22 protein-coding genes, 2 tRNA genes and 3 other RNA genes (1 of these 27 only partly in view) are annotated in these 24,335 nt (G+C 52.4%); 13 read left to right on the top strand and 14 right to left on the bottom strand.

Annotated elements, in window-relative coordinates:
* Window positions 1-96: 96 nt before the first annotated feature.
* Complete coding sequence (locus tag F8562_RS18565; protein ID WP_004851808.1) at window positions 97-969, top strand: fructosamine kinase family protein; 873 nt, start codon at window positions 97-99, stop codon at window positions 967-969.
* Window positions 970-988: 19 nt separating this feature from the next.
* Here the strand turns inward: F8562_RS18565 and tonB are convergent, their stop codons facing one another.
* Complete coding sequence (gene tonB, locus F8562_RS18560; RefSeq protein ID WP_014229734.1) at window positions 989-1,726, bottom strand: TonB system transport protein TonB; 738 nt, start codon at window positions 1,724-1,726, stop codon at window positions 989-991.
* A 211-nt stretch (window positions 1,727-1,937) separates the two neighbouring features.
* Between tonB and F8562_RS18555 the strand changes: the two genes are divergently transcribed.
* Window positions 1,938-2,234, top strand: a complete 297-nt coding sequence (locus F8562_RS18555; protein ID WP_004103089.1) for a YciI family protein — start codon at window positions 1,938-1,940, stop codon at window positions 2,232-2,234.
* 211 nt (window positions 2,235-2,445) lie between these two features.
* On the opposite strand, the gene F8562_RS18550 is transcribed toward F8562_RS18555, so the two are convergent.
* Window positions 2,446-3,546 (bottom strand): NADH:flavin oxidoreductase/NADH oxidase, encoded by a 1,101-nt coding sequence (locus tag F8562_RS18550; protein WP_014838747.1) that lies wholly within the window; start codon window positions 3,544-3,546, stop codon window positions 2,446-2,448.
* Window positions 3,547-3,828: 282 nt separating this feature from the next.
* Window positions 3,829-4,002 carry a YciY family protein gene (locus F8562_RS18545; RefSeq protein ID WP_004851815.1) on the bottom strand — a complete coding sequence of 58 codons (174 nt, stop codon included), beginning with the start codon at window positions 4,000-4,002 and terminating at the stop codon, window positions 3,829-3,831.
* A 143-nt stretch (window positions 4,003-4,145) separates the two neighbouring features.
* Between F8562_RS18545 and cls the strand changes: the two genes are divergently transcribed.
* A complete protein-coding gene (gene cls / locus F8562_RS18540; protein WP_009653730.1) occupies window positions 4,146-5,606 on the top strand; it encodes a cardiolipin synthase in 1,461 nt (486 codons plus the stop codon).
* A 34-nt stretch (window positions 5,607-5,640) separates the two neighbouring features.
* A complete protein-coding gene (locus F8562_RS18535) occupies window positions 5,641-5,970 on the top strand; it encodes an HI1450 family dsDNA-mimic protein (RefSeq protein WP_004103097.1) in 330 nt (109 codons plus the stop codon).
* A gap of 74 nt (window positions 5,971-6,044) precedes the next feature.
* Here F8562_RS18535 and F8562_RS18530 read toward each other — a convergent pair whose 3' ends face one another.
* From F8562_RS18530 to F8562_RS18495, 7 genes are all read right to left on the bottom strand, one after another.
* Window positions 6,045-6,881 (bottom strand): ion transporter, encoded by an 837-nt coding sequence (locus F8562_RS18530; RefSeq protein ID WP_014838749.1) that lies wholly within the window; start codon window positions 6,879-6,881, stop codon window positions 6,045-6,047.
* Window positions 6,882-6,926: 45 nt separating this feature from the next.
* Window positions 6,927-7,931: a murein tripeptide/oligopeptide ABC transporter ATP-binding protein OppF gene (gene oppF / locus F8562_RS18525; RefSeq protein ID WP_004851821.1), complete on the bottom strand. Its 1,005-nt coding sequence runs from the start codon at window positions 7,929-7,931 to the stop codon at window positions 6,927-6,929.
* A complete protein-coding gene (locus tag F8562_RS18520) occupies window positions 7,928-8,941 on the bottom strand; it encodes an ABC transporter ATP-binding protein (RefSeq protein WP_004851823.1) in 1,014 nt (337 codons plus the stop codon). Before F8562_RS18520 ends, oppF begins: the two co-directional genes overlap by 4 nt.
* 11 nt (window positions 8,942-8,952) lie before the next feature.
* Window positions 8,953-9,861 (bottom strand): oligopeptide ABC transporter permease OppC, encoded by a 909-nt coding sequence (gene oppC / locus F8562_RS18515; RefSeq protein ID WP_004121697.1) that lies wholly within the window; start codon window positions 9,859-9,861, stop codon window positions 8,953-8,955.
* Between the two features lie 14 nt (window positions 9,862-9,875).
* Window positions 9,876-10,796 (bottom strand): oligopeptide ABC transporter permease OppB, encoded by a 921-nt coding sequence (gene oppB, locus F8562_RS18510; protein WP_004851825.1) that lies wholly within the window; start codon window positions 10,794-10,796, stop codon window positions 9,876-9,878.
* 88 nt (window positions 10,797-10,884) lie between these two features.
* Complete coding sequence (gene oppA / locus F8562_RS18505) at window positions 10,885-12,516, bottom strand: oligopeptide ABC transporter substrate-binding protein OppA (protein WP_004851828.1); 1,632 nt, start codon at window positions 12,514-12,516, stop codon at window positions 10,885-10,887.
* 745 nt (window positions 12,517-13,261) lie between these two features.
* Window positions 13,262-13,909 carry a YchE family NAAT transporter gene (locus F8562_RS18495; protein WP_004851832.1) on the bottom strand — a complete coding sequence of 216 codons (648 nt, stop codon included), beginning with the start codon at window positions 13,907-13,909 and terminating at the stop codon, window positions 13,262-13,264.
* Between the two features lie 480 nt (window positions 13,910-14,389).
* Between F8562_RS18495 and adhE the strand changes: the two genes are divergently transcribed.
* Window positions 14,390-17,065, top strand: coding sequence for a bifunctional acetaldehyde-CoA/alcohol dehydrogenase (gene adhE, locus F8562_RS18490; protein WP_014229738.1), 2,676 nt, complete (start codon window positions 14,390-14,392; stop codon window positions 17,063-17,065).
* Between the two features lie 178 nt (window positions 17,066-17,243).
* On the opposite strand, the gene tdk is transcribed toward adhE, so the two are convergent.
* Window positions 17,244-17,861 (bottom strand): thymidine kinase, encoded by a 618-nt coding sequence (gene tdk / locus F8562_RS18485; RefSeq protein WP_032720584.1) that lies wholly within the window; start codon window positions 17,859-17,861, stop codon window positions 17,244-17,246.
* 555 nt (window positions 17,862-18,416) lie between these two features.
* Between tdk and hns the strand changes: the two genes are divergently transcribed.
* Window positions 18,417-18,824 carry a histone-like nucleoid-structuring protein H-NS gene (hns, locus tag F8562_RS18475; RefSeq protein ID WP_004121719.1) on the top strand — a complete coding sequence of 136 codons (408 nt, stop codon included), beginning with the start codon at window positions 18,417-18,419 and terminating at the stop codon, window positions 18,822-18,824.
* A gap of 134 nt (window positions 18,825-18,958) precedes the next feature.
* Here the strand turns inward: hns and galU are convergent, their stop codons facing one another.
* From galU to rssA, 3 genes are all read right to left on the bottom strand, one after another.
* Window positions 18,959-19,861 carry a UTP--glucose-1-phosphate uridylyltransferase GalU gene (gene galU / locus F8562_RS18470; RefSeq protein WP_004851836.1) on the bottom strand — a complete coding sequence of 301 codons (903 nt, stop codon included), beginning with the start codon at window positions 19,859-19,861 and terminating at the stop codon, window positions 18,959-18,961.
* Between the two features lie 197 nt (window positions 19,862-20,058).
* The gene (gene rssB / locus F8562_RS18465; RefSeq protein WP_014838752.1) at window positions 20,059-21,072 is read right to left on the bottom strand and encodes a two-component system response regulator RssB; all 1,014 of its coding nucleotides are present in this window, start codon (window positions 21,070-21,072) and stop codon (window positions 20,059-20,061) included.
* An 80-nt stretch (window positions 21,073-21,152) separates the two neighbouring features.
* Complete coding sequence (gene rssA, locus F8562_RS18460; protein ID WP_014229740.1) at window positions 21,153-22,061, bottom strand: patatin-like phospholipase RssA; 909 nt, start codon at window positions 22,059-22,061, stop codon at window positions 21,153-21,155.
* A 112-nt stretch (window positions 22,062-22,173) separates the two neighbouring features.
* Between rssA and F8562_RS18455 the strand changes: the two genes are divergently transcribed.
* The 7 genes from F8562_RS18455 to F8562_RS18425 form a co-directional block, all read left to right on the top strand.
* Window positions 22,174-22,632, top strand: coding sequence for a YchJ family protein (locus tag F8562_RS18455; protein WP_014229741.1), 459 nt, complete (start codon window positions 22,174-22,176; stop codon window positions 22,630-22,632).
* A 42-nt stretch (window positions 22,633-22,674) separates the two neighbouring features.
* Window positions 22,675-23,517, top strand: coding sequence for a formyltetrahydrofolate deformylase (purU, locus tag F8562_RS18450; protein WP_151891931.1), 843 nt, complete (start codon window positions 22,675-22,677; stop codon window positions 23,515-23,517).
* 156 nt (window positions 23,518-23,673) lie between these two features.
* A tRNA-Tyr gene (locus F8562_RS18445) sits at window positions 23,674-23,758 on the top strand.
* A 43-nt stretch (window positions 23,759-23,801) separates the two neighbouring features.
* Window positions 23,802-23,933, top strand: a non-coding RNA gene (locus F8562_RS18440) — RtT sRNA.
* A 35-nt stretch (window positions 23,934-23,968) separates the two neighbouring features.
* Window positions 23,969-24,053 (top strand) — tRNA-Tyr (locus F8562_RS18435).
* A 43-nt stretch (window positions 24,054-24,096) separates the two neighbouring features.
* A non-coding RNA gene (locus tag F8562_RS18430) (RtT sRNA) lies at window positions 24,097-24,227 on the top strand.
* Between the two features lie 44 nt (window positions 24,228-24,271).
* Window positions 24,272-24,335, top strand: a non-coding RNA gene (locus F8562_RS18425) — RtT sRNA; it runs 106 nt beyond the window's last position.

Genomic DNA, 24,335 nt, shown 5'->3' with positions numbered 1-24,335 from the left:
CGCAACGGAAAACGTCCAGTTGTGCGTCAGTTCGAGTTTTACGCCGGGTTTATGCGCTAACCTTATGAAATGTTGGAAAACATGGGGAGAGACGGCATGTGGCAAGCTATCAGCAATTTGTTACGCGATTTGCATACCGAAGCAGCTGAAATCGAACTGCGAAACGAACTACCCGGTGGAGAGATACACGCGGCCTGGCATTTACGCTATGGCGGGCGAGATTACTTCGTAAAATGCGACGAACGCGAGCTTTTACCCATCTTCACGGCCGAGGCAGACCAGCTTGAACTACTGTCGCGCAGTAAAACGGTGAACGTACCGCAGGTTTTTGCCGTGGGCAGCGATCGAGATTACAGCTTTCTGGTGATGGAATACCTCCCTCCTCGCCCGCTGGATGCGCACAACGCTTTCCTGTTAGGCCAGCAAATTGCCCATTTACATCAGTGGAGCGACCAACCTCAGTTTGGTCTGGATTTTGACAACGACCTCTCCACCACCCCCCAGCCGAACGCCTGGCAGCGTCGCTGGTCCACGTTCTTTGCCGAACAGCGCATCGGCTGGCAGCTGGAACTCGCCGCCGAGAAAGGCCTGCATTTTGGTGATATCGATCATCTTGTTGATATTGTTCAGCAACGGCTGAGCAGTCATCAGCCGCAGCCGTCGCTGCTTCACGGTGACTTATGGTCCGGTAACTGCGCGCTCGGGCCAAACGGGCCCTATATTTTCGACCCTGCCTGCTACTGGGGCGATCGCGAATGCGATTTGGCGATGCTCCCGCTGCATCCGGAACAGCCGCCGCAAATCTATGACGGCTATCAGTCCGTATCGCCGCTGCCGTCCGGCTTTCTCGAGCGGCAGCCCATCTACCAGCTCTATACGCTGCTGAATCGGGCAATTCTGTTTGGCGGACAGCATCTGGTGACGGCGCAGAAAGCGCTTGATGAGGTGTTCATGGATAAGGCCCCGTAAGGGGCCTTGTTTTTGAGGGTTAGCTAATTTGTACGCCTTTCAGACGGAACTGAATGGTCATGGTAATGCCGGTTCCCGGTTTGCCCGGTTCATAGCGCCATTTACGTAAAGCGTTTTTCACTTCACGCTCAAACATATTGGCAGGCTGGGCGGAGAGGATCTGTACGTTGTCCACGCGCCCGTCCGGCGTGACGTCAAACTTAACCCGCACGGTTCCTTCAAGGCGCAGCGCCTGGGCACGATTCGGATAGATCGGCTCTCCGCGGCTTAGCGCCCGCGGCCCGGAAGGCACCGTCACGGTGGGTTTAGCGGTCGCGGCTGAGGTGCTCGGCGCGGTGCGCGCCGGCGCCGTATTTGTATTTTCAAACGGCGAGGCCGGGCGCGTTTCCGCCGGTTTTACATCACGCTTCGGTTGTTCGACCTTTTTTTCCGGCTTCGGTTTAGGCTTTGGCTTCGGTTTTGGCTTTGGTTTATGGATAACAACCGGCGCCTCTTTTGGCGGTTCAGGCATCACTTCCGGTTCCGGTTCTGGCTCCGGTTCAACAACGGGCTCAACGACCGGCTGAGCCGCCTGAGGCGGTTCCAGATCTGCCGGGGTCACCATAGTGATTTCAATGGGCTGTGAGGGTGCCGGCCGTTCAATAACCTGATGTACCGAAGTATAGAGCAACCCCGCGATAACACTGCCGTGGATAACCACAGACAGTAGCGTAGGCCACGGAAAGCGGCGAGGTAAATCAAAGGTCATTGCGCTCATAGTCGTTTCTGTTGAAAAATGATGCCCCGATTTTAAATGCAAATAGCAATCATATTCAACTAGGGTTGTTGGCTTGTATCAAAATTTGCCCTGTTTTCTGACAAAAAGCCCCCGGGACGTGGCATTCTGGGGATCGTGATCATCTTTGCATTGCAGTCAACGACGGTTTCACTTAACGTGATTCGCCAATTTATTGATAAGGAGCCATGCCGTGCTTTACGTTATCTACGCTGAAGATATCGCCGACTCTCTGGAAAAACGGACATCGGTACGTCCCGCCCATCTGGCGCGTTTGCAATTATTACATGATGAAGGTCGTTTACTGACCGCCGGCCCAATGCCTGCCGTAGACAGTAATGAACCCGGCGCGGCGGGCTTCACCGGCTCAACGGTCATTGCGGAATTTGAATCGCTGGAAGCGGCGCAATCATGGGCCAATGACGATCCCTATATCGCCGCAGGGGTTTATCAGAAAGTCTCGGTGAAACCGTATAAAAAAGTGTTTTAGCCTATAAAATGCTTAAGCAATAAGAACGCGATTAAAATTTAATCTATGGCGATCGTTCATTAGAGGACGTTTCTAAGTACGCGAGTACGGAATGGTCGCCATCCTTATGTCTCTCCACTTCCCCGGTTCTGCATTCCGATCTCTTTAGGTCGCGCCCTGATGATAGCCATTTGCCGGCAGTGCATCAGCACCGCCGACTTTCTATGGTTAATTACCTGTTGGACTTCAGCGTTCCCTTAAGACCATGCGGTTCTGAGCGAAGATACTGCGGCGGAACGCTCACCTGAGCGCCCAGGGCTGCCGCGGCATGCCATGGCCAGTGCGGATTGTAGAGCACGGCGCGGGCAATGGCGATGAGGTCGGCGTCGCCATTTTGTAGCGCCTCTTCCGCCTGCTGCGCTTCCGTCACCAGACCCACACCGATCACCGGGATATTCACCTTCTCGCGGATTTCACGCGCGAACGGCAGCTGATAGCCGGGCCCCACCTGAATTGCCTGATGAGGCGACAGCCCGCCGCTGGAAACATGAATATAGTCGCAGCCAAGCGCCTCAAGCTGCTGGCTGAAGATAATCGATTGTGCGTTATCCCAGCCGCCATCCACCCAGTCTGTTGCTGAAAGTCGGACGCCCACCGCGATGTCCTGACTGACGGCCTCACGGATGGCCCGGAATATCTCGAGCGGAAAACGCAAACGGTTCTCCAGCGAGCCGCCGTATTCGTCGGTACGCTGGTTACTGAGCGGTGAAAGGAACTGGTGCAACAGGTAACCATGCGCGGCATGCAGTTCAATCAATTCAATACCCATCCGCTCAGCGCGTCTGGCGCTGTCTACGAATGACTGCTTGATGCGTTTCATGTGGTCCTGAGTAAGTTCAACCGGAGGTCGTTCACCTTCACCATAGGCCAGCGCTGATGGCGCAACCGTGTCCCATCCGCCGGAATCATGCGCCAGCTGGTGTCCCCCCAGCCAGGGGGCTGCGGAAGAGGCTTTTCGTCCGGCATGGCCCAGCTGGATACCGATGGGGATTGAAGTGTACTGGCGGATATCGTTCAGCACGGTGCGTAATGCGGCTTCCGTTTCGTCATTCCATAAGCCTAAATCAGCCGGGGTAATGCGTCCGGCGGGCTCTACAGCGCTGGCTTCGATAATCAGTAAGCCCGCGCCGGAAAAAGCCAGCTGTCCAAGGTGGATACGATGCCATGCCGTCGCCTTGCCATTGTCGGCGGAGTACTGGCACATTGGCGCAATGACAATACGGTTCTCAAGTTCCAGCTTACCGATTCGCACCGGACTAAAAAGTTGACTCATAGATACCTCTCAATAATAGACGCCTTACGGACATTATAAGTAGCATGTGCTGATGCATGGCACTTCCCGTTTTTTGCGTTTATACGCGTTGGGCCTGTCTTATGAGGTATGGCGCGATGCGACTTCCTGCCCGCCGCTGCTGATGCAAACAATAACGCAGGAGCCCGCGAGAAACCGGGTTTCGCCGGCAGAAGAAAGAGAGATGACAGTATAAGAATGTATGCTAAGAACGAAACGCTGATAAAACAGAGGCACCGCGAGCGGTGCCTTTTGTTTCGACTCTCAACATTCAGAGAAGGTGAACAGCAGAGAGTGACGTTGCCGTTTAACCAGCTCCTTTCTGATGGAGAGGATGCGCATATTACGACGCGACTGGCCTTCCAGCCAGCGTGCTTTACGGCGACTCACCTGCCGAAGCATGCGCCAGCGCCCTACTTCCGTTCTACTACGCTTCATTGCAACTACTCTACAAGTAAAAACAGCCTGCATTATAGACCGATGAATCTGGCTAACCAACGCTTTCGCTGCGTTTTTATTTGCCAGATGGATGATGATGCGTAAACTCATGTCATCAAGTCATTCAAAAGGATTTTTCATCTATGACAACCTTTTACACGGTGGTGAACTGGCTGGTTATACTCGGTTACTGGCTACTTATCGCCGGTGTAACATTACGGATATTAATGAAAAGGCGCGCGGTCCCGTCAGCGATGGCATGGCTGCTTGTCATTTATATTCTTCCCCTGGTGGGCATTATCGCCTATCTTTCTTTTGGCGAACTGCATCTGGGTAAACGCCGCGCCGAACGCGCGCGGGCCATGTGGCCCTCAACGGCCAAGTGGTTAAAGGATCTCAAAGCCTGCAAGCATATCTTTGCCGAGGAGAATAGTCCGGTCGCGGAATCCTTGTTCAAGCTCTGCGAACGTCGGCAGGGCATTGGCGGCGTCAAAGGCAATCAGCTCCAGCTGCTCACCGAATCCGATGACGTCATGCAGGCGCTCATCCGCGATATCCAGCTCGCTCGTCACAATATTGAGATGGTGTTCTATATCTGGCAGCCCGGCGGCATGGCCGATCAGGTCGCCGAGTCATTGATGGCGGCGGCAAGGCGCGGCGTACACTGCCGGCTGATGCTCGACTCCGCCGGGAGCGTGGCGTTTTTCCGTAGTCCCTGGGCCGCCATGATGCGTAATGCCGGCATTGAAGTCGTCGAAGCCCTGAAGGTCAACCTGATGCGCGTCTTTCTGCGCCGTATGGACCTGCGTCAGCATCGTAAAATGGTCATGATCGATAACTATATTGCCTATACCGGCAGTATGAATCTGGTCGACCCGCGTTTCTTTAAGCAGGACTCCGGCGTTGGCCAGTGGATCGATCTGATGGCGCGAATGGAAGGTCCGGTAGCGACAGCGATGGGCATTGTCTACTCCTGCGACTGGGAGATTGAAACCGGCAAACGTATTTTACCGCCGCCGCCGGACGCGAACATTATGCCGTTCGAAGAGGCCAGCGGGCACACAATTCACACTATCGCCTCGGGTCCGGGTTTTCCGGAAGATTTGATCCATCAGGCTCTGTTGACTGCCGCCTACGCGGCCAAAGAGCATTTGATCATGACGACCCCCTACTTTGTGCCCAGCGACGACCTTTTGCATGCCATCTGTACTGCCGCCCAGCGCGGCGTCGATGTCAGCATTATCCTGCCGCGCAAGAACGATTCGCTGCTGGTGGGCTGGGCCAGTCGCGCCTTCTTTACCGAGCTGCTGGCTGCCGGGGTAAAGATTTACCAGTTTGAAGGCGGTCTGCTGCATACTAAGAGCGTGCTGGTTGACGGCGAACTTAGCCTTGTGGGCACCGTTAACCTCGATATGCGCAGCCTGTGGCTCAACTTCGAGATTACGCTGGTGATTGACGATGCCGGATTTGGCAGCGATCTGGCCGCGGTGCAGGACGATTACATCTCCCGCTCGCGCCTGCTGGACGCCAGGCTGTGGTTAAAACGTCCGCTGTGGCAGCGGATCGCCGAGCGACTGTTTTACTTCTTCAGTCCGTTGCTGTAAAACGTGCCAATCAGATGTTTAATGGGTAGCAATCATGGATATGGATTTAAACAATCGCCTGACCGAAGACGAAACGCTTGAACAGGCTTACGACATTTTCCTCGAACTGGCCGTCGACAACCTCGATCCGGCGGATGTCATTCTGTTCAACCTGCAGTTTGAAGAACGCGGCGGCGCCGAGCTCTTCGATCCGGCGCCTGACTGGGAAGAACACGTCGATTTTGACCTCAACCCTGACTTCTTCGCTGAAGTGGTCATTGGTCTGGCCGATGAAGATGGCGGCGAAATTAACGATATTTTCGCGCGCGTGCTGCTGTGTCGTGAAAAAGACCACAAGCTCTGTCATATCCTGTGGCGCGAATAAGCTCTTTCTTAAGCATAATAGCTTATATATAAAAGAAGAAGCCTGCCTGAGTTAACCAGGGCAGGCTTTTTTAGTTATTCAGGCAGTTCGCTGCCGCAGGCGTTGCAGTAGCGAGCGTCTTTTTCATGAACGTTATGCTGGCAATGCGGGCACTGGCGCTGAGTCCGGCGACTCTGAAATGCGGTGGTCATATGGCTGGTAATTAAGCCGGTGGGGATCGCAATAATCGAGTAGCCAATTAAGATAAGAATGGAGGCTAAAATTCGCCCCAGCGGCGTATGCGGCGTAATATCGCCATACCCTACCGTGGTTATCGTCACTATCGCCCAGTAAACCGACGCGTTCAGCGTAGTAAAACCGTATCTCGGCCCCTCAACCAGATACATCAGGGAGCCAAAGATCACCATGACGATGGCAACAAAAGAATAGAACAGGATCAGCTGGTGGCGAGCGCTGACGATAGCAGCCCAGAAAATATTCAACGACGGCATAAAGCGCAGCAGCTTAAGGATACGCAACGCGCGAATAGCGCGCATGGCTCGCCAGGCAAACACGTACTCAATACTGATCTCGGGCCACAGCCACATAACGTAAAGCGGTAAAATGGTGGCCAGGTCAATAATGCCCCAGAAGCTGAAAATATACTTTAGCGGATTCGGCCAACTGATAATGCGCAGAAAATACTCAAAGGTAAAAACCGCCGTCACGACAAGTTCGAGCCAGACGAAAATATGCCATTCGTCTAAGGTCAGATGATATTGCGTTCCGAGCCCGGACTCGATAAATATCACCAGCACGCTAAGCAGGGCAAATACGCCGCAAAGTCCCTCGAAATGCCGACCGGATCGTCGGTTTTGATCGAAGAGTATATGATACAGCCGCAGACGAGCGGCGTGAATATGAAAAGCCACGTTAACCTCGCTAAAAAAAGGGCTGACTAACGTCAGCCCCTGAGATTATAACGGGTCCACCTTCAGGCAGGAAACCGCATGGCGGAAACTGCCCTCCAGCACCGGTCGCGTCTTAGCGCACTCCGGCCCGGCAATCGGGCATCTGGTGCGGAATACGCATCCCGACGGCGGGTTAATCGGCGATGGCAATTCCCCCTCCAGAAGCTGGATCGTTTTATTCTTTTCCTTATCAGGGTCCGGAACCGGCACCGCCGACATCAGCGCTTTGGTATAGGGATGCAGCGGATTATGATACACCTCATCATAGGTGCCGAGCTCCACGGCATGGCCAAGATACATTACCAGCACGCGATCGGAGATATGCTTCACGACCGCCAGATCGTGGGCGATAAAAATCAGCGACAGTCCCATTTCCCGCTGCAGCTGCTGCAGCAGATTCACTACCTGCGCCTGAATCGACACGTCCAGCGCTGACACCGGCTCATCGCAAATAATGAGCTTCGGTTCAAGAATTAGCGCGCGGGCGATACCGATACGCTGGCACTGGCCGCCGGAGAATTCATGCGGATAGCGGTTAATCAGGTTCGGCAGCAGCCCCACTTTCATCATCATCGCCTTAACGCGATCGCGAACTTCCTGACGCGGCATTTTGGGATGATAGGTGCGCAGCGGCTCGGCGATGATTTCCCCGATAGTCATGCGCGGATTTAGCGACGCCAGCGGATCCTGAAAGATCATCTGAATATCGCTGCGCACGTCGCGCCACTCGTCGGCCTTCATCCCCAGCAAATCTCTGCCTAACCAGGCGACTTTACCGTCGGTAGCCTTCACCAGACCGATGATGGCGCGCGCGAAGGTCGATTTTCCGCATCCGGACTCCCCGACCACGCCCAGCGTTTCCCCTTCATACAGACGCAGCGTTACGCCATCTACCGCTTTCAGCGTTTTCGACGGCTGCCAGAACCACTGTTTGCCGTCTTTAATATCAAAGTGCACTTTCAGATCGGCGATTTCGAGCAGGACTTTTCTTTGTTCCGTTACGGCGTTCATAGCAAATCCCCCACCGGTTGAAAGCAGGCGCGCAGGCGGCCCGGCGCAAACTCCTCCAGAGGCGGAGCGCTATTGCAAATCTCCATCGCGTGCGGGCAACGCGGCTGGAATGGACAGCCTTTCGGCAGACGCAGCAGGTTCGGCGGGTTGCCCGGAATCGTTAACAGGGCATCGCCTTCTGCGTCCAGGCGCGGGACCGCATTGAGCAGGCCAATAGAATAAGGATGAGAGGGATGGTAGAAGACGTCGCGCGCCTGACCATATTCCATCGTGCGTCCGGCGTACATCACCAGCACCTTATCGCAGATCCCGGCGACGACGCCGAGATCGTGGGTAATCATAATGATCGCCGTATTGAACTCGCGCTTGAGCTCATTAAGCAATGTCATTATTTGCGCCTGCACGGTCACGTCCAGCGCCGTTGTCGGCTCATCGGCAATCAGCAGCTTAGGCCGGCACAGCAGCGCCATCGCAATCATGACGCGCTGGCGCATCCCGCCGGAAAACTCGTGCGGATACATTTTCATCCGTTTGCGCGCCTCGGGCATTTTGACCGCATCCAGCATTTTCACCGACTCTTCAAAGGCTTCGGCTTTGCTCAGCGCTTTATGCAGCATCAGGACTTCCATCAGCTGTTCGCCTACCCGCATATACGGATTAAGCGACGTCATCGGGTCCTGAAAAATCATTGAGATCTGCTCGGCGCGCAGCTTATTCAGCTCGCGCTCCGGGAGGTTAAGGATCTGCTTCCCGTTAAAGGTCGCTGACCCCCCGATACGGCCGTTGGCGGCCAGCAGGCCCATCAGCGCAAAAGCGGTTTGCGACTTACCGGAACCGGACTCGCCTACGATGCCTAAGGTTTCCCCCGCCCGTAGATTAAAATTGAGATCGTTGACCGCAGTCACATCACCATCGGGAGTCGCAAAGGTGACGCGGAGATCTTTCACATCCAGAAGCAATCCGGATTGTTGTGCTGCCTGCGGCGCTTTCGCCGTTTCCATCGTACTCATGTCGGCGCTCCTTAGCGGTCTTTCGGGTCGAGGGCATCACGCAGGCCATCGCCGATAAAGTTAAAACAAAACAGCGTTACCACCAGAAAACCGGCAGGAAACAGCAGCAGCCACGGCGATACTTCCATTGAGTTCGCGCCATCGCTGAGCAGCGCGCCCCAGCTACTTAACGGCTCCTGGGTACCCAGGCCGAGGAAGCTTAAGAAGGATTCAAACAGAATCATGCTCGGGACCAGCAGGGAGGCGTACACCACGACCACGCCAAGCACGTTAGGCACGATATGGCGGATAACGATATTGCCGGTTGAAACGCCGCCGACCTGCGCGGCTTCAATAAACTCTTTTCGCTTCAGGCTTAGGGTCTGACCGCGAACGATACGCGCCATATCCAGCCAGGAGACCATCCCAATGGCAACAAAAATCAGCAGGATATTCTGGCCAAAGAAGGTCACCAGCAGGATGACGAAGAACATAAACGGAAAGGAGTTGAGGATTTCCAGCAGGCGCATCATCACTGAATCCACCTTGCCGCCCAGATAGCCGGAAAGCGACCCGTAAAGCGTCCCCAGAATCACCGCCACCAGCGCTGCAGCCACGCCGACCATCAGCGAGATACGTCCGCCGATCGCCACCCGCACCAGCAGGTCGCGGCCCGAAGAGTCGGTCCCAAAGTAGTGTCCGGACTCCATATCGGGGGCGCTGGACATCATGCCCCAGTCAGTATCGTAATAGGAAAACTGCGATACCATCGGCGCGATGGTGACAAAGAGCGCAATGATCACCAGCACAATCAGGCTGGCAACCGCAGCACGGTTATGCATAAAGCGGCGGCGGGCGTCCTGCCAGAGGCTGCGCCCCTCGACTTCCAGCTTTTCACTGAAGTTTTCCAGCGCCTCGTTGTTTTTCTTACTTAACATCATGGCGAACCCCAGCGTTAGTAACGGATCTTCGGATCGATAACGGCATACAGCACGTCAACAATCGCATTAAACAGAATAGTCAATGCGCCAACCAGAATGGTCAGACTGAGTACCAGCGAGTAGTCGCGGTTCAGCGCGCCGTTGACGAACAGTTGACCAATTCCCGGCAGGCCATAAATGGTTTCAATGACCATCGAGCCGGTAATAATGCCGACAAACGCGGGCCCCATATAGGAGAGCACCGGCAGCAGCGCGGGCTTTAACGCGTGACGCAGAATAATGCGGCGCATCGGTAAGCCTTTTGCCCGGGCGGTGCGAATGAAGTTAGAGTGCAGCACTTCGATCATCGAACCGCGGGTAATACGCGCGATACTGGCGATATAGGCCAGGGATAGAGCCACCATGGGCAAAATCATATATTGCAGCGCCCCGCCGTTCCATCCGCCGCCCGGCAGCCAGTGCAGCGTAATGGCAAATATCATGACCAGTAAGGGCGCGACCACGAAACTCGGTATCACAACCCCGGTCATTGCCACCCCCATTACGGCAAAGTCCCATTTCGTATTTTGCTTCAATGCCGCAATCACTCCGGCACTCACGCCAAGCACCACCGCGAGAAAAAACGCGGCGAAGCCTAATTTGGCGGACACCGGGAAGCTGGACGCCACCAGATCGTTGACCGAGTAATCTTTATATTTAAAGGAAGGACCGAAATCACCGTGCGCCAGCTGCTTCAGATAATTGAAGTACTGGGTCATGATGGGGTCATTTAAATGGTATTTTGCTTCAATATTCGCCATGACTTCTGGCGGCAGCGTGCGTTCACCGGTAAAGGGGCTTCCCGGCGCAAGACGCATCATGAAGAAAGAGATAGTAATAAGAATAAATAGCGTCGGAATCGCTTCCAGACAGCGACGTAAGATAAATTTTAACATTGCCCGTACCTTCTGGCGTGTGCCTTCAATAGTGCGATGAAATAAGACACCGTGAGGCAAGCGGTAACGCCTGCCCCACGTATTGCCATTAGTGCTTCACAATGTACATATTTCTTGTATACGTATTATCCAGCGGATCTTTGCCGGTATAGCCACCGACCCACGGTTTAACCAAACGGGCGTTGACATAATAGAAGACCGGTACGATGACGGAGTCTTTATCCAGCTGCTGCTCAGATTGCGCGTAAAGGTCCGCGCGTTTCGCGTCATCGCTGGTTTTCAGCGTTTCGGCGATAATCTTGTCGAAAGCCGGGCTCTTATAATGCGAGGTATTGTTTGAGCTGTCGCTCAGCATCGTATTAAGGAAAGAGGTCGGTTCGTTGTAGTCCGCACACCAGCCGGCGCGCGCAACATCAAATGTGCCCTGATGGCGATTATCGAGGAAGGTTTTCCATTCCTGATTTTCCAGCTTCACGTTTACGCCGAGGTTTTTCTTCCAGATAGACGCCACCGCGATAGCCAGTTTTTTGTGCAGATCGGACGTGTTATAGAGCAGATTGAAAGTCAGCGGCTTATCAGCGCTATAGCCAGCTTCGGCCAGCAATTTTTTCGCTTCTTCATTACGTTTTTCCTGCGACCACTTGAACCATTCAGGCTCAATCAGCTTCATGCCATCGGTGTACGGCGGCGTATAGCTGTAGGCTGGCAGGTCGCCCTGATTCTTCACCTTATTGACAATAATGTCGCGATCCAGCGCCATCTTCAGCGCAGTACGCACGCGAACGTCGGTAAACGGCGCTTTCTGGTTATTGATTTCGTAATAATAAGTGCACAGATACGGATCGACGTGAACTTCTTTCGGGATCTCTTTTTTCAGTTTCTGGAACAGTTCGATCGGCATGTTGTTATAGGTCATATCGATTTCGCCGCTGCGGTAGCGGTTGACGTCGGTGACTTCAGAAGAAATCGGCAGGAAGGTGACCTGATTAATCACGGTTTTGGCGTTATCCCAGTAGTTGGTATTACGCTCCAGAACAATGCGTTCGTTAACAACCCAATCTTTTAATTTATACGCACCATTGCTGACGATATTGGCCGGCTGGGTCCATTTGTCACCAAATTTCTCAATAGCGGATTTAGGTACGGGTGAAACGGATGGGTGAACGAGCAGTTTGTAGAAATACGGCACCGGCTCGCTGAGGGTCACTTCAAAGGTATGATCGTCCAGCGCTTTTACGCCCAGATCGGTCGCGGGTTTTTTCCCGGCGATAATGTCATCAACGTTGGCTAAATGGCCATACTGCAGATAGCTTGCATAAGGAGACGCGGTTTTCGGATCCGCCAGACGCTGCCAGCTATAAACGAAATCTTGTGCCGTGACCGGCGTGCCGTCGGACCACTTTGCATCTTTACGCAGATGGAAGGTCCAGACTTTAAAATCCTTGTTGTCCCATTTTTCCGCAACGCCCGCGACCGGATGGCCGTCGAGGTCGCTCACCAGCAGCCCTTCAAACAAATCGCGGTTAATATTGGACTCCGGCACGCCTTCAATTTTGTGCGGATCGAGAGACTGCACTTCGGAGCCATTGTTACGTACCAGCGTTTGTTTGTCCGCCAGCTGTACCCCTGCCGGTACATCTGCCGCAACGGCGGCGTTGATGGTCATTAACGCAGAGAGGACTCCTGCGGCAACCAGGCTTTTTTTCGTGATGATGGTCATGTGTTTGTTACTCCAATCATTATAATTACTGGCTATTTAACCAGCCTGTTTTCTCTTTTCTGGATTCTGAACAGTGCAGGAGTTTATGCTGCTGTCAGAGAGTACTGCTTGCTATCACCGACTTATTTATTACGACCGCTCAAACGGCAGCCTTGACGTCGATTCTTGCCCCCCTGTCCGGGGGCGATGTAGTCCCGATGGGCTATATAATAAAAATTCTCATTTGCGTACATATTCCGCTAAAGATCACGCCGGAAAGTACCAAAACGCTTTATTGTCCGCCAATGCAATTTGCAAATATGTTACCGGATTCTCTTTTGTGGCCTTCTGGCGGCGAAGATTTATCACCCCTCGCGCATGCCAGAAATGATTAATATTCTATTTATCAATCAATTAGTATAAATATCTCGCACTATGTGCCCTGCATCGCCGAATAGATGCTTTTTTGTACGAAAAATTAACAATCGCTTATTATTTAGCACATTCATCTGCTTCATGAGTGAAATTACTAATATCATTTCAATTATCGGACGGCAAGCACCAGAGAATGGTGTGAGGAAAATAACAGTGATTAATGTGGGTAAAAGGTCGCGCTCGTGGCAAATGAAATGGATAACTTATTGATAATAAATAACAATATCAAAACATTAGAAAATAGTATCGCAGGTCGATAAATCACTTTTTTTGATATGTTTTGCTGATAATGAGCAAACGCGGAACACGTTGTTCCGCGCGGCAACACAGGTTAATTCACAAGGCCAGGAAAGAGCGCCTTTATTCCGGTAACGATGAACTCGATGCCGAGAGCCATCAGCAACAGCCCCATAATACGGGTAATCACGTTAATGCCGGTTTGCCCAAGCAGGCGAACCAGCCAGGGGGCCATACGGAAAATGCCCCAGCAGCACAGCGCGAAAAGCGCAATCGCAACTGAAAATCCCACAAAGTGGGCGATGCTATGGTAACGCGTGCCCCAGACAATGGTTGAACTGATGGCCCCGGGTCCCGCCATCAGGGGCAGCGCCAGCGGCACGACGCCGATACTTTCACGAATGGCCGTTTCTGATTTTTCTTGCTTGTTCTGTTTATCCTCGCCGAGCTTGCCGCTGATCATCGACATGGCGATGGTGACCACCAGAATCCCACCCGCAATACGGAAGGAGTCAATGGAAATACCGAAGATCTGGAGGATCGCATCGCCTAAAAACAGCGACGTGAGCAAGATAATGGCGACCGACAGGTTGGCTGTCAGGTTGGTTTTATTACGCACCGCCGCCGTCTGGTAGCTGGTCATACTGATAAAAACCGGGATAATGCCAACCGGGTTTACCAGCGCAAATAGCCCAATGAAAAATTTAAAGTAGGCTGAAAAATCAAACAATGATTGAATCACAGGGTGCTCCGCAGCATCATTAAAAATGGCTGTTGACAGTTACCGGCATAAAATATCCGCGAGAAGATACGCTGTTTGAAAGCATAATTCATCCCTGTTGACGCATAAGTGCATAATTTAAGCTCGGATGTTAGTTATTTGTTTCTGCAATGCTATTTAAGTCTTTAATTAGCATACCGTATCATTACACTTGATCAAACAGGTCAAAAAATGAACTGCTGAAAGGTATCAGCTTGGCTGATTATTGATTTAGATCACATAAATTGTACTCAGAAGTGAGTAACCTTGTTTACACACAGAAGAGGAGGCAAAGCAGCGGTACCTGAAAGAAAAAACAAAAGCTTTTTTAGTCAATCGGTGAAGTCAGAAGCACAAAATTCTTTACGTTAACATTTAAATGCAAGCCGTTAACACACTGTCTATACTGTCGAATCGAGCTACTGATTCACTAAAAAAGTTTAACATTATCAGGAGAGCATTATGGCTGTTACTAATGTCGCTGAACTTAACGCACTCGTCGAGCGCGTAAAAAAAGCCCAGCGTGAATATGCCAGTTTCACTCAAGAACAAGTAGACAAAATCTTCCGCGCCGCCGCTCTGGCCGCTGCAGATGCTCGAATCCCTCTCGCCAAGATGGCCGTTGCCGAATCCGGCATGGGCATCGTCGAAGATAAAGTGATCAAAAACCACTTTGCTTCCGAATACATTTATAACGCCTATAAAGATGAAAAGACCTGCGGCGTCCTGTCTGAAGATGACACCTTCGGTACCATCACCATCGCTGAGCCGATTGGTATTATCTGCGGTATCGTCCCGACCACTAACCCAACTTCAACCGCTATCTTTAAATCTCTGATTAGCCTGAAGACCCGTAACGCCATCATCTTCTCTCCGCATCCGCGAGCTAAAGATGCGACCAACAAAGCGGCTGATATCGTACTGCAGGCAGCTATCGCAGCCGGTGCGCCGAAAGATCTGATTGGTTGGATTGACCAGCCTTCCGTTGAACTGTCAAATGCGCTGATGCACCATCCGGATATCAACCTGATCCTTGCGACCGGCGGTCCGGGCATGGTTAAGGCGGCGTATAGCTCCGGTAAACCTGCCATCGGCGTAGGCGCAGGTAACACGCCTGTTGTTATCGATGAAACGGCTGATATCAAGCGTGCCGTTGCTTCCGTCCTGATGTCTAAAACCTTCGATAACGGCGTTATCTGTGCTTCTGAGCAATCCGTTGTGGTTGTAGATTCCGTATACGATGCCGTTCGCGAACGTTTCTCCAGCCACGGCGGCTATCTGCTGCAGGGCCAGGAGCTGAAGGCTGTTCAGAATATCATCCTGAAAAACGGCGCCCTGAACGCTGCAATCGTAGGTCAACCGGCGTATAAAATCGCTGAACTGGCCGGCTTCACCGTCCCTGTTTCCACCAAAATTCTGATTGGTGAAGTCACCGACGTTGATGAAAGCGAACCGTTTGCCCACGAAAAACTGTCTCCGACGCTGGCAATGTACCGTGCGAAGAACTTCGAAGACGCGGTTGATAAAGCTGAAAAACTGGTGGCAATGGGCGGTATCGGTCATACCTCTTGCCTGTATACCGACCAGGACAACCAGCCAGAACGCGTTGCTTACTTCGGTCAGCTGATGAAAACCGCACGTATCCTGATCAACACCCCTGCTTCTCAGGGTGGTATCGGTGACCTGTATAACTTCAAACTCGCACCTTCCCTGACTCTGGGTTGTGGTTCATGGGGTGGTAACTCCATCTCTGAAAACGTTGGTCCTAAGCACCTGATCAACAAGAAAACCGTTGCTAAGCGAGCTGAAAACATGTTGTGGCACAAACTTCCGAAATCTATCTACTTCCGTCGTGGCTCACTGCCAATCGCGCTGGATGAAGTGATTACTGATGGTCACAAACGCGCGCTGATCGTGACCGACCGCTTCCTGTTCAACAACGGCTATGCTGACCAGATCACCTCTGTGCTGAAAGCGGCTGGCGTTGAAACCGAAGTTTTCTTTGAAGTGGAAGCTGACCCGACGCTGACCATCGTTCGTAAAGGCGCTGAGCTGGCGAACTCCTTCAAACCAGACGTGATTATCGCGCTGGGCGGCGGTTCCCCGATGGATGCGGCGAAAATCATGTGGGTTATGTACGAGCACCCGGAAACCCACTTCGAAGAACTGGCGCTGCGCTTTATGGATATCCGTAAACGTATCTACAAGTTCCCGAAAATGGGCGTGAAAGCCAAAATGGTCGCCATCACCACGACTTCCGGTACCGGTTCTGAAGTTACGCCGTTCGCCGTTGTTACCGATGATGCAACCGGTCAGAAATACCCGCTGGCAGACTATGCCCTGACTCCGGATATGGCGATTGTTGATGCCAACCTGGTCATGGAAATGCCGAAGTCACTGTGTGCTTTCGGTGGTCTGGATGCGGTGACTCATGCCCTGGAAGCTTACGTTTCCGTACTGGCTTCCGAGTTCTCTGACGGCCAGGCGCTGCAGGCTCTGAAACTGCTGAAAGAAAACCTGCCAGCGTCCTACCACGAAGGTTCTAAGAACCCGGTAGCGCGTGAGCGTGTGCACAGTGCTGCGACCATCGCCGGTATCGCGTTTGCGAACGCCTTCCTCGGGGTATGTCACTCAATGGCGCACAAGCTGGGCTCTCAGTTCCACATTCCTCACGGTCTGGCGAACGCCCTGCTGATCAGCAACGTTATTCGCTATAACGCTAACGACAACCCGACTAAACAGACAGCATTCAGCCAGTACGACCGCCCGCAGGCACGTCGTCGCTACGCTGAAATCGCGGACCATCTGGGTCTGACTGCACCGGGTGACCGTACCGCAGCGAAAATCGAAAAACTGCTTGGCTGGTTGGACGAAATCAAAGCTGAGCTGGGTATTCCTAAGTCTATCCGCGAAGCTGGCGTGCAGGAAGCTGATTTCCTGGCCCACGTTGACAAGCTGTCTGAAGACGCATTTGACGACCAGTGCACCGGCGCTAACCCGCGCTACCCGCTGATCGCTGAGCTGAAACAGATTCTGCTGGATACGTTCTACGGACGTAATTACGTTGAAGGCAGCGTGGAAGAGAAAAAAGAAGTCGCGCCGGCTAAAGCTGAGAAGAAAGCGAAAAAATCCGCTTAATCCGACGGCCGTAAAGTCAGTGACGCCGAGCCCCATCTTTTGATGGGGCTTTTTTGTCTCTGTCGTTCAGCAGCCGACAAAACGCCTCAGACAGCCGAAACGTATAATCATGTGCCAAAGGCTTAGTAAATGAAAAAAGGCGCTGTAAAAGCGCCTGAGAGGATTTTGCGGGTAGGTATTAGCCCCTGCGCTGTTTGTTCTGCACCGCGGTCAGTGAGCCTTCGCTCAGCGCCTCTTTATAATGTTTACGGCATACGGATACATAGCGCTCATTACCGCCAATCACCACCTGTTCCCCCTCATTGTAGGGCCGGCCTTCCTGATCGAGGCGCAAAACCATACTCGCCTTACGGCCGCAGAAACAGATAGTTTTTAATTCAACCAGCTTATCGGACCACGCGAGCAAATATTGACTGCCCGTAAAAAGTTCGCCGCGAAAATCTGTCCGCAATCCATAGCACAATACGGGAATATCGAGCTGGTCCACCACCTCGGACAGCTCGCGCACCTGCTCCCGGGTTAAGAACTGGCTCTCATCAACTAATACGCAGTGGATGGGTTGACGCTTATGTTCGTCTGCAATGTCGGCAAATAACGCAGTTTGGGTATTATACAACCGCGCCGGCGATGAGAGACCGATCCTTGAACTCACTTTCCCTGAACCAAAGCGGTCATCAATCTCTGCCGTATAAACCACCGTGCGCATCCCTCGCTCCTGGTAATTGTATGATGACTGCAACAGAGCAGTGGACTTGCCTGCATTCATTGCTGAATAGTAGAAATAAAGTTGTGCCATCGGCCGCGTAACCCCAATCAATGTGTTTTTTAGCAGTAAAATTGTATCATATATTCACACGCTATCAGCCCTCGCCGTGCGGGTATTGCCGGGAACGTTCACTCGGCGGAGACCTGAAAGATTAAGCCTGTTAATTGAATGGTAATGCCTGCTATTCGTACGACCAGGCGGTCACGCAGACGTCACTATTGCCCTTTTGTGCTTATCAGCCATTTTCGGATAGCTATAACCGCGCTGGACAAGTGTTTTATATTAAACATCATCGTCGCTGCTGCGCTAATACCCACAATCATATTTATCCATGCAAAGTATAATTTTTCCCACCGCGCATCGGAAAAAGCATACTATCTCAGGGTTTTAGCTTATCCCTTCAGCCATCCTATAAGCGAAAAAGATGTGAACCCGCACATAAAATTTAAGTTAAATGAATTAATTCCCGAGACAAATAACAAGTTATTTTGACTTCCTTACATTCTCCCCTATTGCACATCTGAATTTATCGCTCTATTATTAGTCCAACAAACCACCCCACAATATAAGTTTGAGATTACTACAATGAGCGAAGCACTTAAAATTTTGAACAACATCCGTACTCTTCGTGCGCAGGCAAGAGAATGCACCCTTGAAACGCTCGAAGAAATGCTGGAAAAATTAGAAGTTGTCGTTAACGAACGTCGTGAAGAAGAAAGCGCTGCGGCTGCGGAAATTGAAGAACGCACTCGTAAACTGCAGCAATACCGTGAAATGCTGATCGCTGACGGTATTGATCCTAATGAACTGCTGAGCACCATGGCGGCAGTTAAAGCGGGAACTAAAACCAAGCGCGCTGCACGTCCGGCTAAATACAGCTACGTTGACGAAAATGGCGAAACTAAAACCTGGACTGGTCAGGGTCGTACTCCGGCAGTGATCAAGAAAGCGATGGATGAGCAAGGTAAATCTCTGGACGATTTCCTGCTGTAATAAGCTATCGTGTCCGTTTAAAAATCCCGCTGCGGCGGGATTTTTTTTATCCGTTATTCGGGACCGGTTCCGGGCGGGCATAAAAAAACCGGGAAACGAATCTCGCTCCCGGTTTCGCATTCTACCGCGTACGATTACTTCGCTACGGCTTTATCCAGCCAGGCTTTAAATTCAGCGCCCAGGGACTTGTGGCGTACGCCATATTCAACAAAAGCCTGCATATAACCCAGCTTATTACCGCAGTCGTGGCTCTTGCCTTTCATATGATAGGCTTCTACCGTTTCTTTTTCGATCAGCATATCGATGGCGTCGGTCAGCTGAATCTCATCGCCGGCTCCCGGAGGGGTTTTCGCCAGCAGTGGCCAAATATCCGCGCTCAGCACGTAACGACCGACAACCGCCAGATTAGAAGGCGCTACGTCCGCTTTCGGTTTCTCGACGACACCAACCATCGGTACGCTCTCACCCGGCTGCAGGGCCAGGCCCTTGCAATCGACAACGCCGTATGCGGTAACGTCAGCAACCGGTTCAACCATGATCTGGCTTGCGCCGGTCTCATCGAAACGAGCGATCATTTCGGCCAGGTTGTCGCGAGACAGATCGGATTCATATTCATCAAGGATAACGTCCGGTAAAATAACCGCAACCGGCTCATCACCCACTACCGGGTGCGCGCACAGCACAGCGTGGCCCAGACCTTTAGCCAGCCCCTGACGGACCTGCATAATAGTCACGTGCGGCGGACAAATAGATTGGACTTCTTCCAGCAGCTGGCGTTTTACGCGTTTTTCCAGCATCGCTTCCAGTTCAAAACTGGTATCGAAATGGTTTTCAATCGAGTTTTTCGAAGAGTGCGTAACCAGAACAATTTCGGTAATCCCGGCGGCAATACATTCGTTAACAACATATTGAATTAATGGCTTATCTACCAGCGGCAGCATTTCTTTCGGAATAGCCTTAGTAGCGGGCAGCATCCTGGTGCCTAATCCCGCAACCGGGATGACAGCTTTTCTTACTTTTGAATTAAGCGCAGCCATTGAAATCTCCTGGACTGTTCGTTTTTTAAACTTCTCGTTAATAATATGGTATCGAGTATATCAGCCTGCTCAGTCAAAGCTGTTCCGAAAAGGATTAGATATCTTCGAATTAGGAATTTTACGCATTAAACCCGGCGATAGTACCACCACAAAAGATCGCGTGGTAATCCCACGAGCCTAAAAATAAGCACGATTGTTCACTCCGTGGTCAACATCAGGCGTAAACGTCCGCCAGCCCCCCAAATTTGGCACTGCCATGATGCGCAGCGTTGACTAATTTGGTTGAGGTATGCATTACCTAAAGTACCTAACGGAACGCCATTACTAATCTGAATTTGATGTTCTCCCGTATTCAAGGTGCCATTCAAACCCGCGGAGACTAAAATTAAATTTTTCAAACCGCTGTGGTAATACCCTACCAATAATGGGAATTGCCCGGGTAAGTTTGCCTGCCGCAGCAATTGGTTAACCTGTTTTAGCAGGCTGCCCATCTCCGGCAAACGCTGCCCCTGATGAGCGAGCTGCTCCTGCAGTAACCCATTAAACAGCGCGCGCAGCAATAGGGCCGCCAGAACGCCATTATCACCTGCTCGTGTGACATCCAGACAATAAAACGCCAGATCGTTTTCTGATAGCGGCGCAATATCGAGCACGAGTCCTGGCTTATCGACAGAGACAAGCTGGCGATAGTGAATACGGCAACGCGACATCTCCTGCTGCACCGGTGGCTGGAGCTCCTGAAGCAGCCTCGACGCCGCGCTAGGATCGCTTACCAGCGCATCCCAGTCCTCAAACAGGCGCTCTTCTTCTTCGACACGCGAATTAAACATATTGGGATAGAGGCAGGCATACACGGTTTCTCGCAGGCGATCGAAATCCTTAACCGGTTTGAGCAGGATATCCTGAACGCCCAGGCGCAACGCTTTGGCGATGTCCGCCATATTTTCCGTCGCTGAAATCATCAGAATCGGCAACTGCTCGCCCTGGTTACGCACATGTTCTACCAGCTGCAGGCCGTTCATTCGCGGCATGGAGATATCGCAAATCATCAAATCGGGTTTTGACTCCGCCATTTTTTGCAGTGCATCCATACCATCTTCCGCCTGTACGATGGCCGCACCAAGCGAAGCTAACCAGGTGTGCATAAGAGAGCGGAAAACGGGTTCGTCTTCAACTATCAGAATCTGTTTTCCCGCCAATGGCTGCGTCATGATCTCTCCCCTGACTGACGATAATTTAATAGTGGCATGATATTCACGCTACCGCCTGTCAGAATTTACTTAAGTATGCATCAAATGCGCTCCACGGGGGTACGCACTAAAGGTAATAGTTCATCCATTTTCTTTTCCACTGCCAGATGTCCGGCGGCGATAGCTTCGCTGGCCCGGTGGAAATCAAGCGTGGAGATTTGTGGACAAAAGGGCTGAATCAGGATATCAGGCGGGTCGCCCGCCATACGGTTTCGCTTAAGGCGATTCTCCAGAACCTGAATTGACGTCGACATGATTTCCATCGCCGTTGGCGCCCTCGTCGCCCGACGTGACGTCATACGCGCCAGGCGAGTGCGCAGCCGCGAATGCCACGAAAAATCTTCCTCGCTCTCCGGACGAGGCACCTCCATTGACAGCAAATCCTGCTGCATCAGATGCGCATCGTGCTGCAAATCAACGGCAATGACGATATCCGCGCCCATGGCGCGAGCCAGAGACACCGGCACGGGGTTAACCACCGCGCCATCCACCAGCCAGTAGCCATTATGCATCACCGGCGCCATCAAACCCGGCATACTGCAGGACGCACGGATCGCCAGATGCAGATCCCCTTCCGTAAACCACAGTTCACGACCGGTGCTTAAATTCGTTGTGACCGCCGCGAACGGACGTTCGCAGCGCTCGATCTCGCTGACGGGCATGAGTTTGCGGTATTGACTAAACACGCGCTCGCCCCGCAGCAGGCCACCCCGTTGCCAGGAGAGATCCATTAACTTCAGTACATCCCAGTTACTAAAGGAGCATACCCATTTCTCCAGGGCCGGAAGCCGATTGCAGGCGTACGCCGCTCCGACCAGCGAGCCAATGGAGCACCCTGCGATAACATCGACGTCGATACCCGTCCGCCGTAAGGCATTAATCACGCCGATATGCGACCACCCGCGAGCGGCGCCAGCCCCTAACGCCAGGCCAATTTTAAGCTTTCTCATGAGTACCGAAACATATCCTTCCACTCCGGGCATGGCATCATCGCCATACCTCAGTTAACATAATGCGCTTTGGCGGCGTAGCGCCGTCTTTCTTTTTCCTGTGGAGGCCGTTTTGTCGCCATTATGCCCCTGTGGCAGCGCTCTGGAGTATAGCTCATGTTGCCAGCCTTATCTGGCTGGCGCGCAGCTGGCGCCAGATCCGTCACAGCTGATGCGCTCCCGCTATAGCGCGTTTGTTATGAAAGACGCCGACTATCTGATTAAAACCTGGCACCCCTCCTGTCAAGCGCAGCAGTTTCGCGCAGACCTGGAAAACGGTTTTACCCGCACACAGTGGCAGGGTCTCACCGTCTTTGCCGCCGAGACGGGCAAGAACCCGGATGAAGGCTTTGTCAGCTTTATCGCTCGTTACGCTGACGATAACCGCTCCGGAGCCATTATTGAACGATCCCGATTCTTAAAAGAAAACGGACAGTGGTATTATATTGACGGCACGCGACCGCTAATCGGTCGTAACGATCCCTGCCCTTGCGGTTCAGGTAAAAAATTTAAAAAATGCTGCGGTCAGTAAGCCAGCAGCAGAAATAGCAAACACTACAGGATTTTCCCCGCGATGCATTCACAACAACGTAAAGTACTGCGCACTATTTGCCCTGATCAGAAAGGCCTCATCGCGCGTATCATTAATATCTGCTACAAGCACGAACTGAATATCGTGCAGAACAATGAGTTTGTTGACCACCGAACCGGCCGCTTCTTTATGCGCACCGAGCTCGAGGGTATTTTCAATGATTCAATCCTGCTGGCGGACCTCGACAGCGCGCTGCCGGAAGGTTCAATTCGTGAACTCAATCCAGCAGGGCGCCGCAGGGTCGTCATTCTGGTCACCAAAGAGGCGCACTGCCTCGGCGATCTGCTGATGAAAGCTAACTACGGCGGCCTGGACGTAGAAATCGCCGCCGTCATCGGCAATCACGAAACGCTGCGCTCGCTGGTTGAACGGTTTGATATCCCCTTCCAGCTGGTGAGCCATGAGGGTTTAACTCGCGAAGAGCATGATAAACAGATGGGCGACGCGATCGCCGCCCTTGAGCCGGATTACGTTGTGCTGGCGAAATACATGCGGGTCTTGACCCCAGAGTTTGTCTCTCGTTTCCCGAATAAAATTATTAATATTCATCACTCATTCCTGCCGGCTTTTATCGGCGCGCGTCCGTATCACCAGGCCTATGACCGCGGGGTGAAGATTATTGGCGCCACCGCACACTACGTGAACGATAATCTGGATGAAGGCCCAATCATTATGCAGGACGTCATTCATGTCGATCATACCTACACCGCGGAAGATATGATGCGCGCTGGCCGCGACGTCGAGAAAAACGTTCTGAGCCGCGCGCTGTATCAGGTTCTTGCTCAGCGGGTATTTGTTTACGGTAACCGGACGATTATTCTTTAATCTCAGGGAAATGAATTGATTAGCTTTGCACCTTTACGGATAAAAAGCAGGCAAACAGCTTCATTTCCCTAAAGGAATGCTTTACAGGGGCGTCTCATTTGATATGATGCGCCCCGCTTCCAGCAGGAAGCAGGCCAGTAAATAGCATTACCCCGTGGTGGGGTTCCCGAGCGGCCAAAGGGAGCAGACTGTAAATCTGCCGTCATCGACTTCGAAGGTTCGAATCCTTCCCCCACCACCATTCTTTACCACGTTGTTGTGGTAATACCGATGAACGTAAACGATGTTTGCACTTATCGGGAAGGGTGAGAATCTTCGACCAAGGTTCGAGTCGAGCGAAAGCGAGACAACGTTGCCGCAGGCAACGGCCCGAAGGGTGAGGAGCGAAGCGACGAATAATCCTTCCCCCACCACCATCTCTCAGCTTGACCTCAAAATTTGAATTACCCCTGGTGGGGTTCCCGAGCGGCCAAAGGGAGCAGACTGTAAATCTGCCGTCATCGACTTCGAAGGTTCGAATCCTTCCCCCACCACCATCACTTCTAGTCGTATTGAATTCACACTTCGCTCAGTGCCCCATACCCATCCCATGCGGGAAGGATGAGAAGCTTCGACTAAGGTTCGATTCGAGCGGAGCGAGAAAGCGTTGCCGCAGGCAACGACCCGAAGGGCGAGGCGCAACGCGCCGAGTAATCCTTCCCCCACCACCATCACTTCTATGTCGTATTGAATTCACACTTCGCTCAGTGCCCCATATCCATCCCATGCGGGAAGGATGAGAAGCTTCGACTAAGGTTCGATTCGAGCGGAGCGAGAAA

This window comes from Klebsiella sp. RCJ4 (assembly GCF_009025755.1).
Lineage (GTDB): Bacteria > Pseudomonadota > Gammaproteobacteria > Enterobacterales > Enterobacteriaceae > Klebsiella > Klebsiella michiganensis.
Note: the sequence above shows the minus strand (reverse complement) of the source record. Positions and strands in the feature narration are given on the sequence as shown.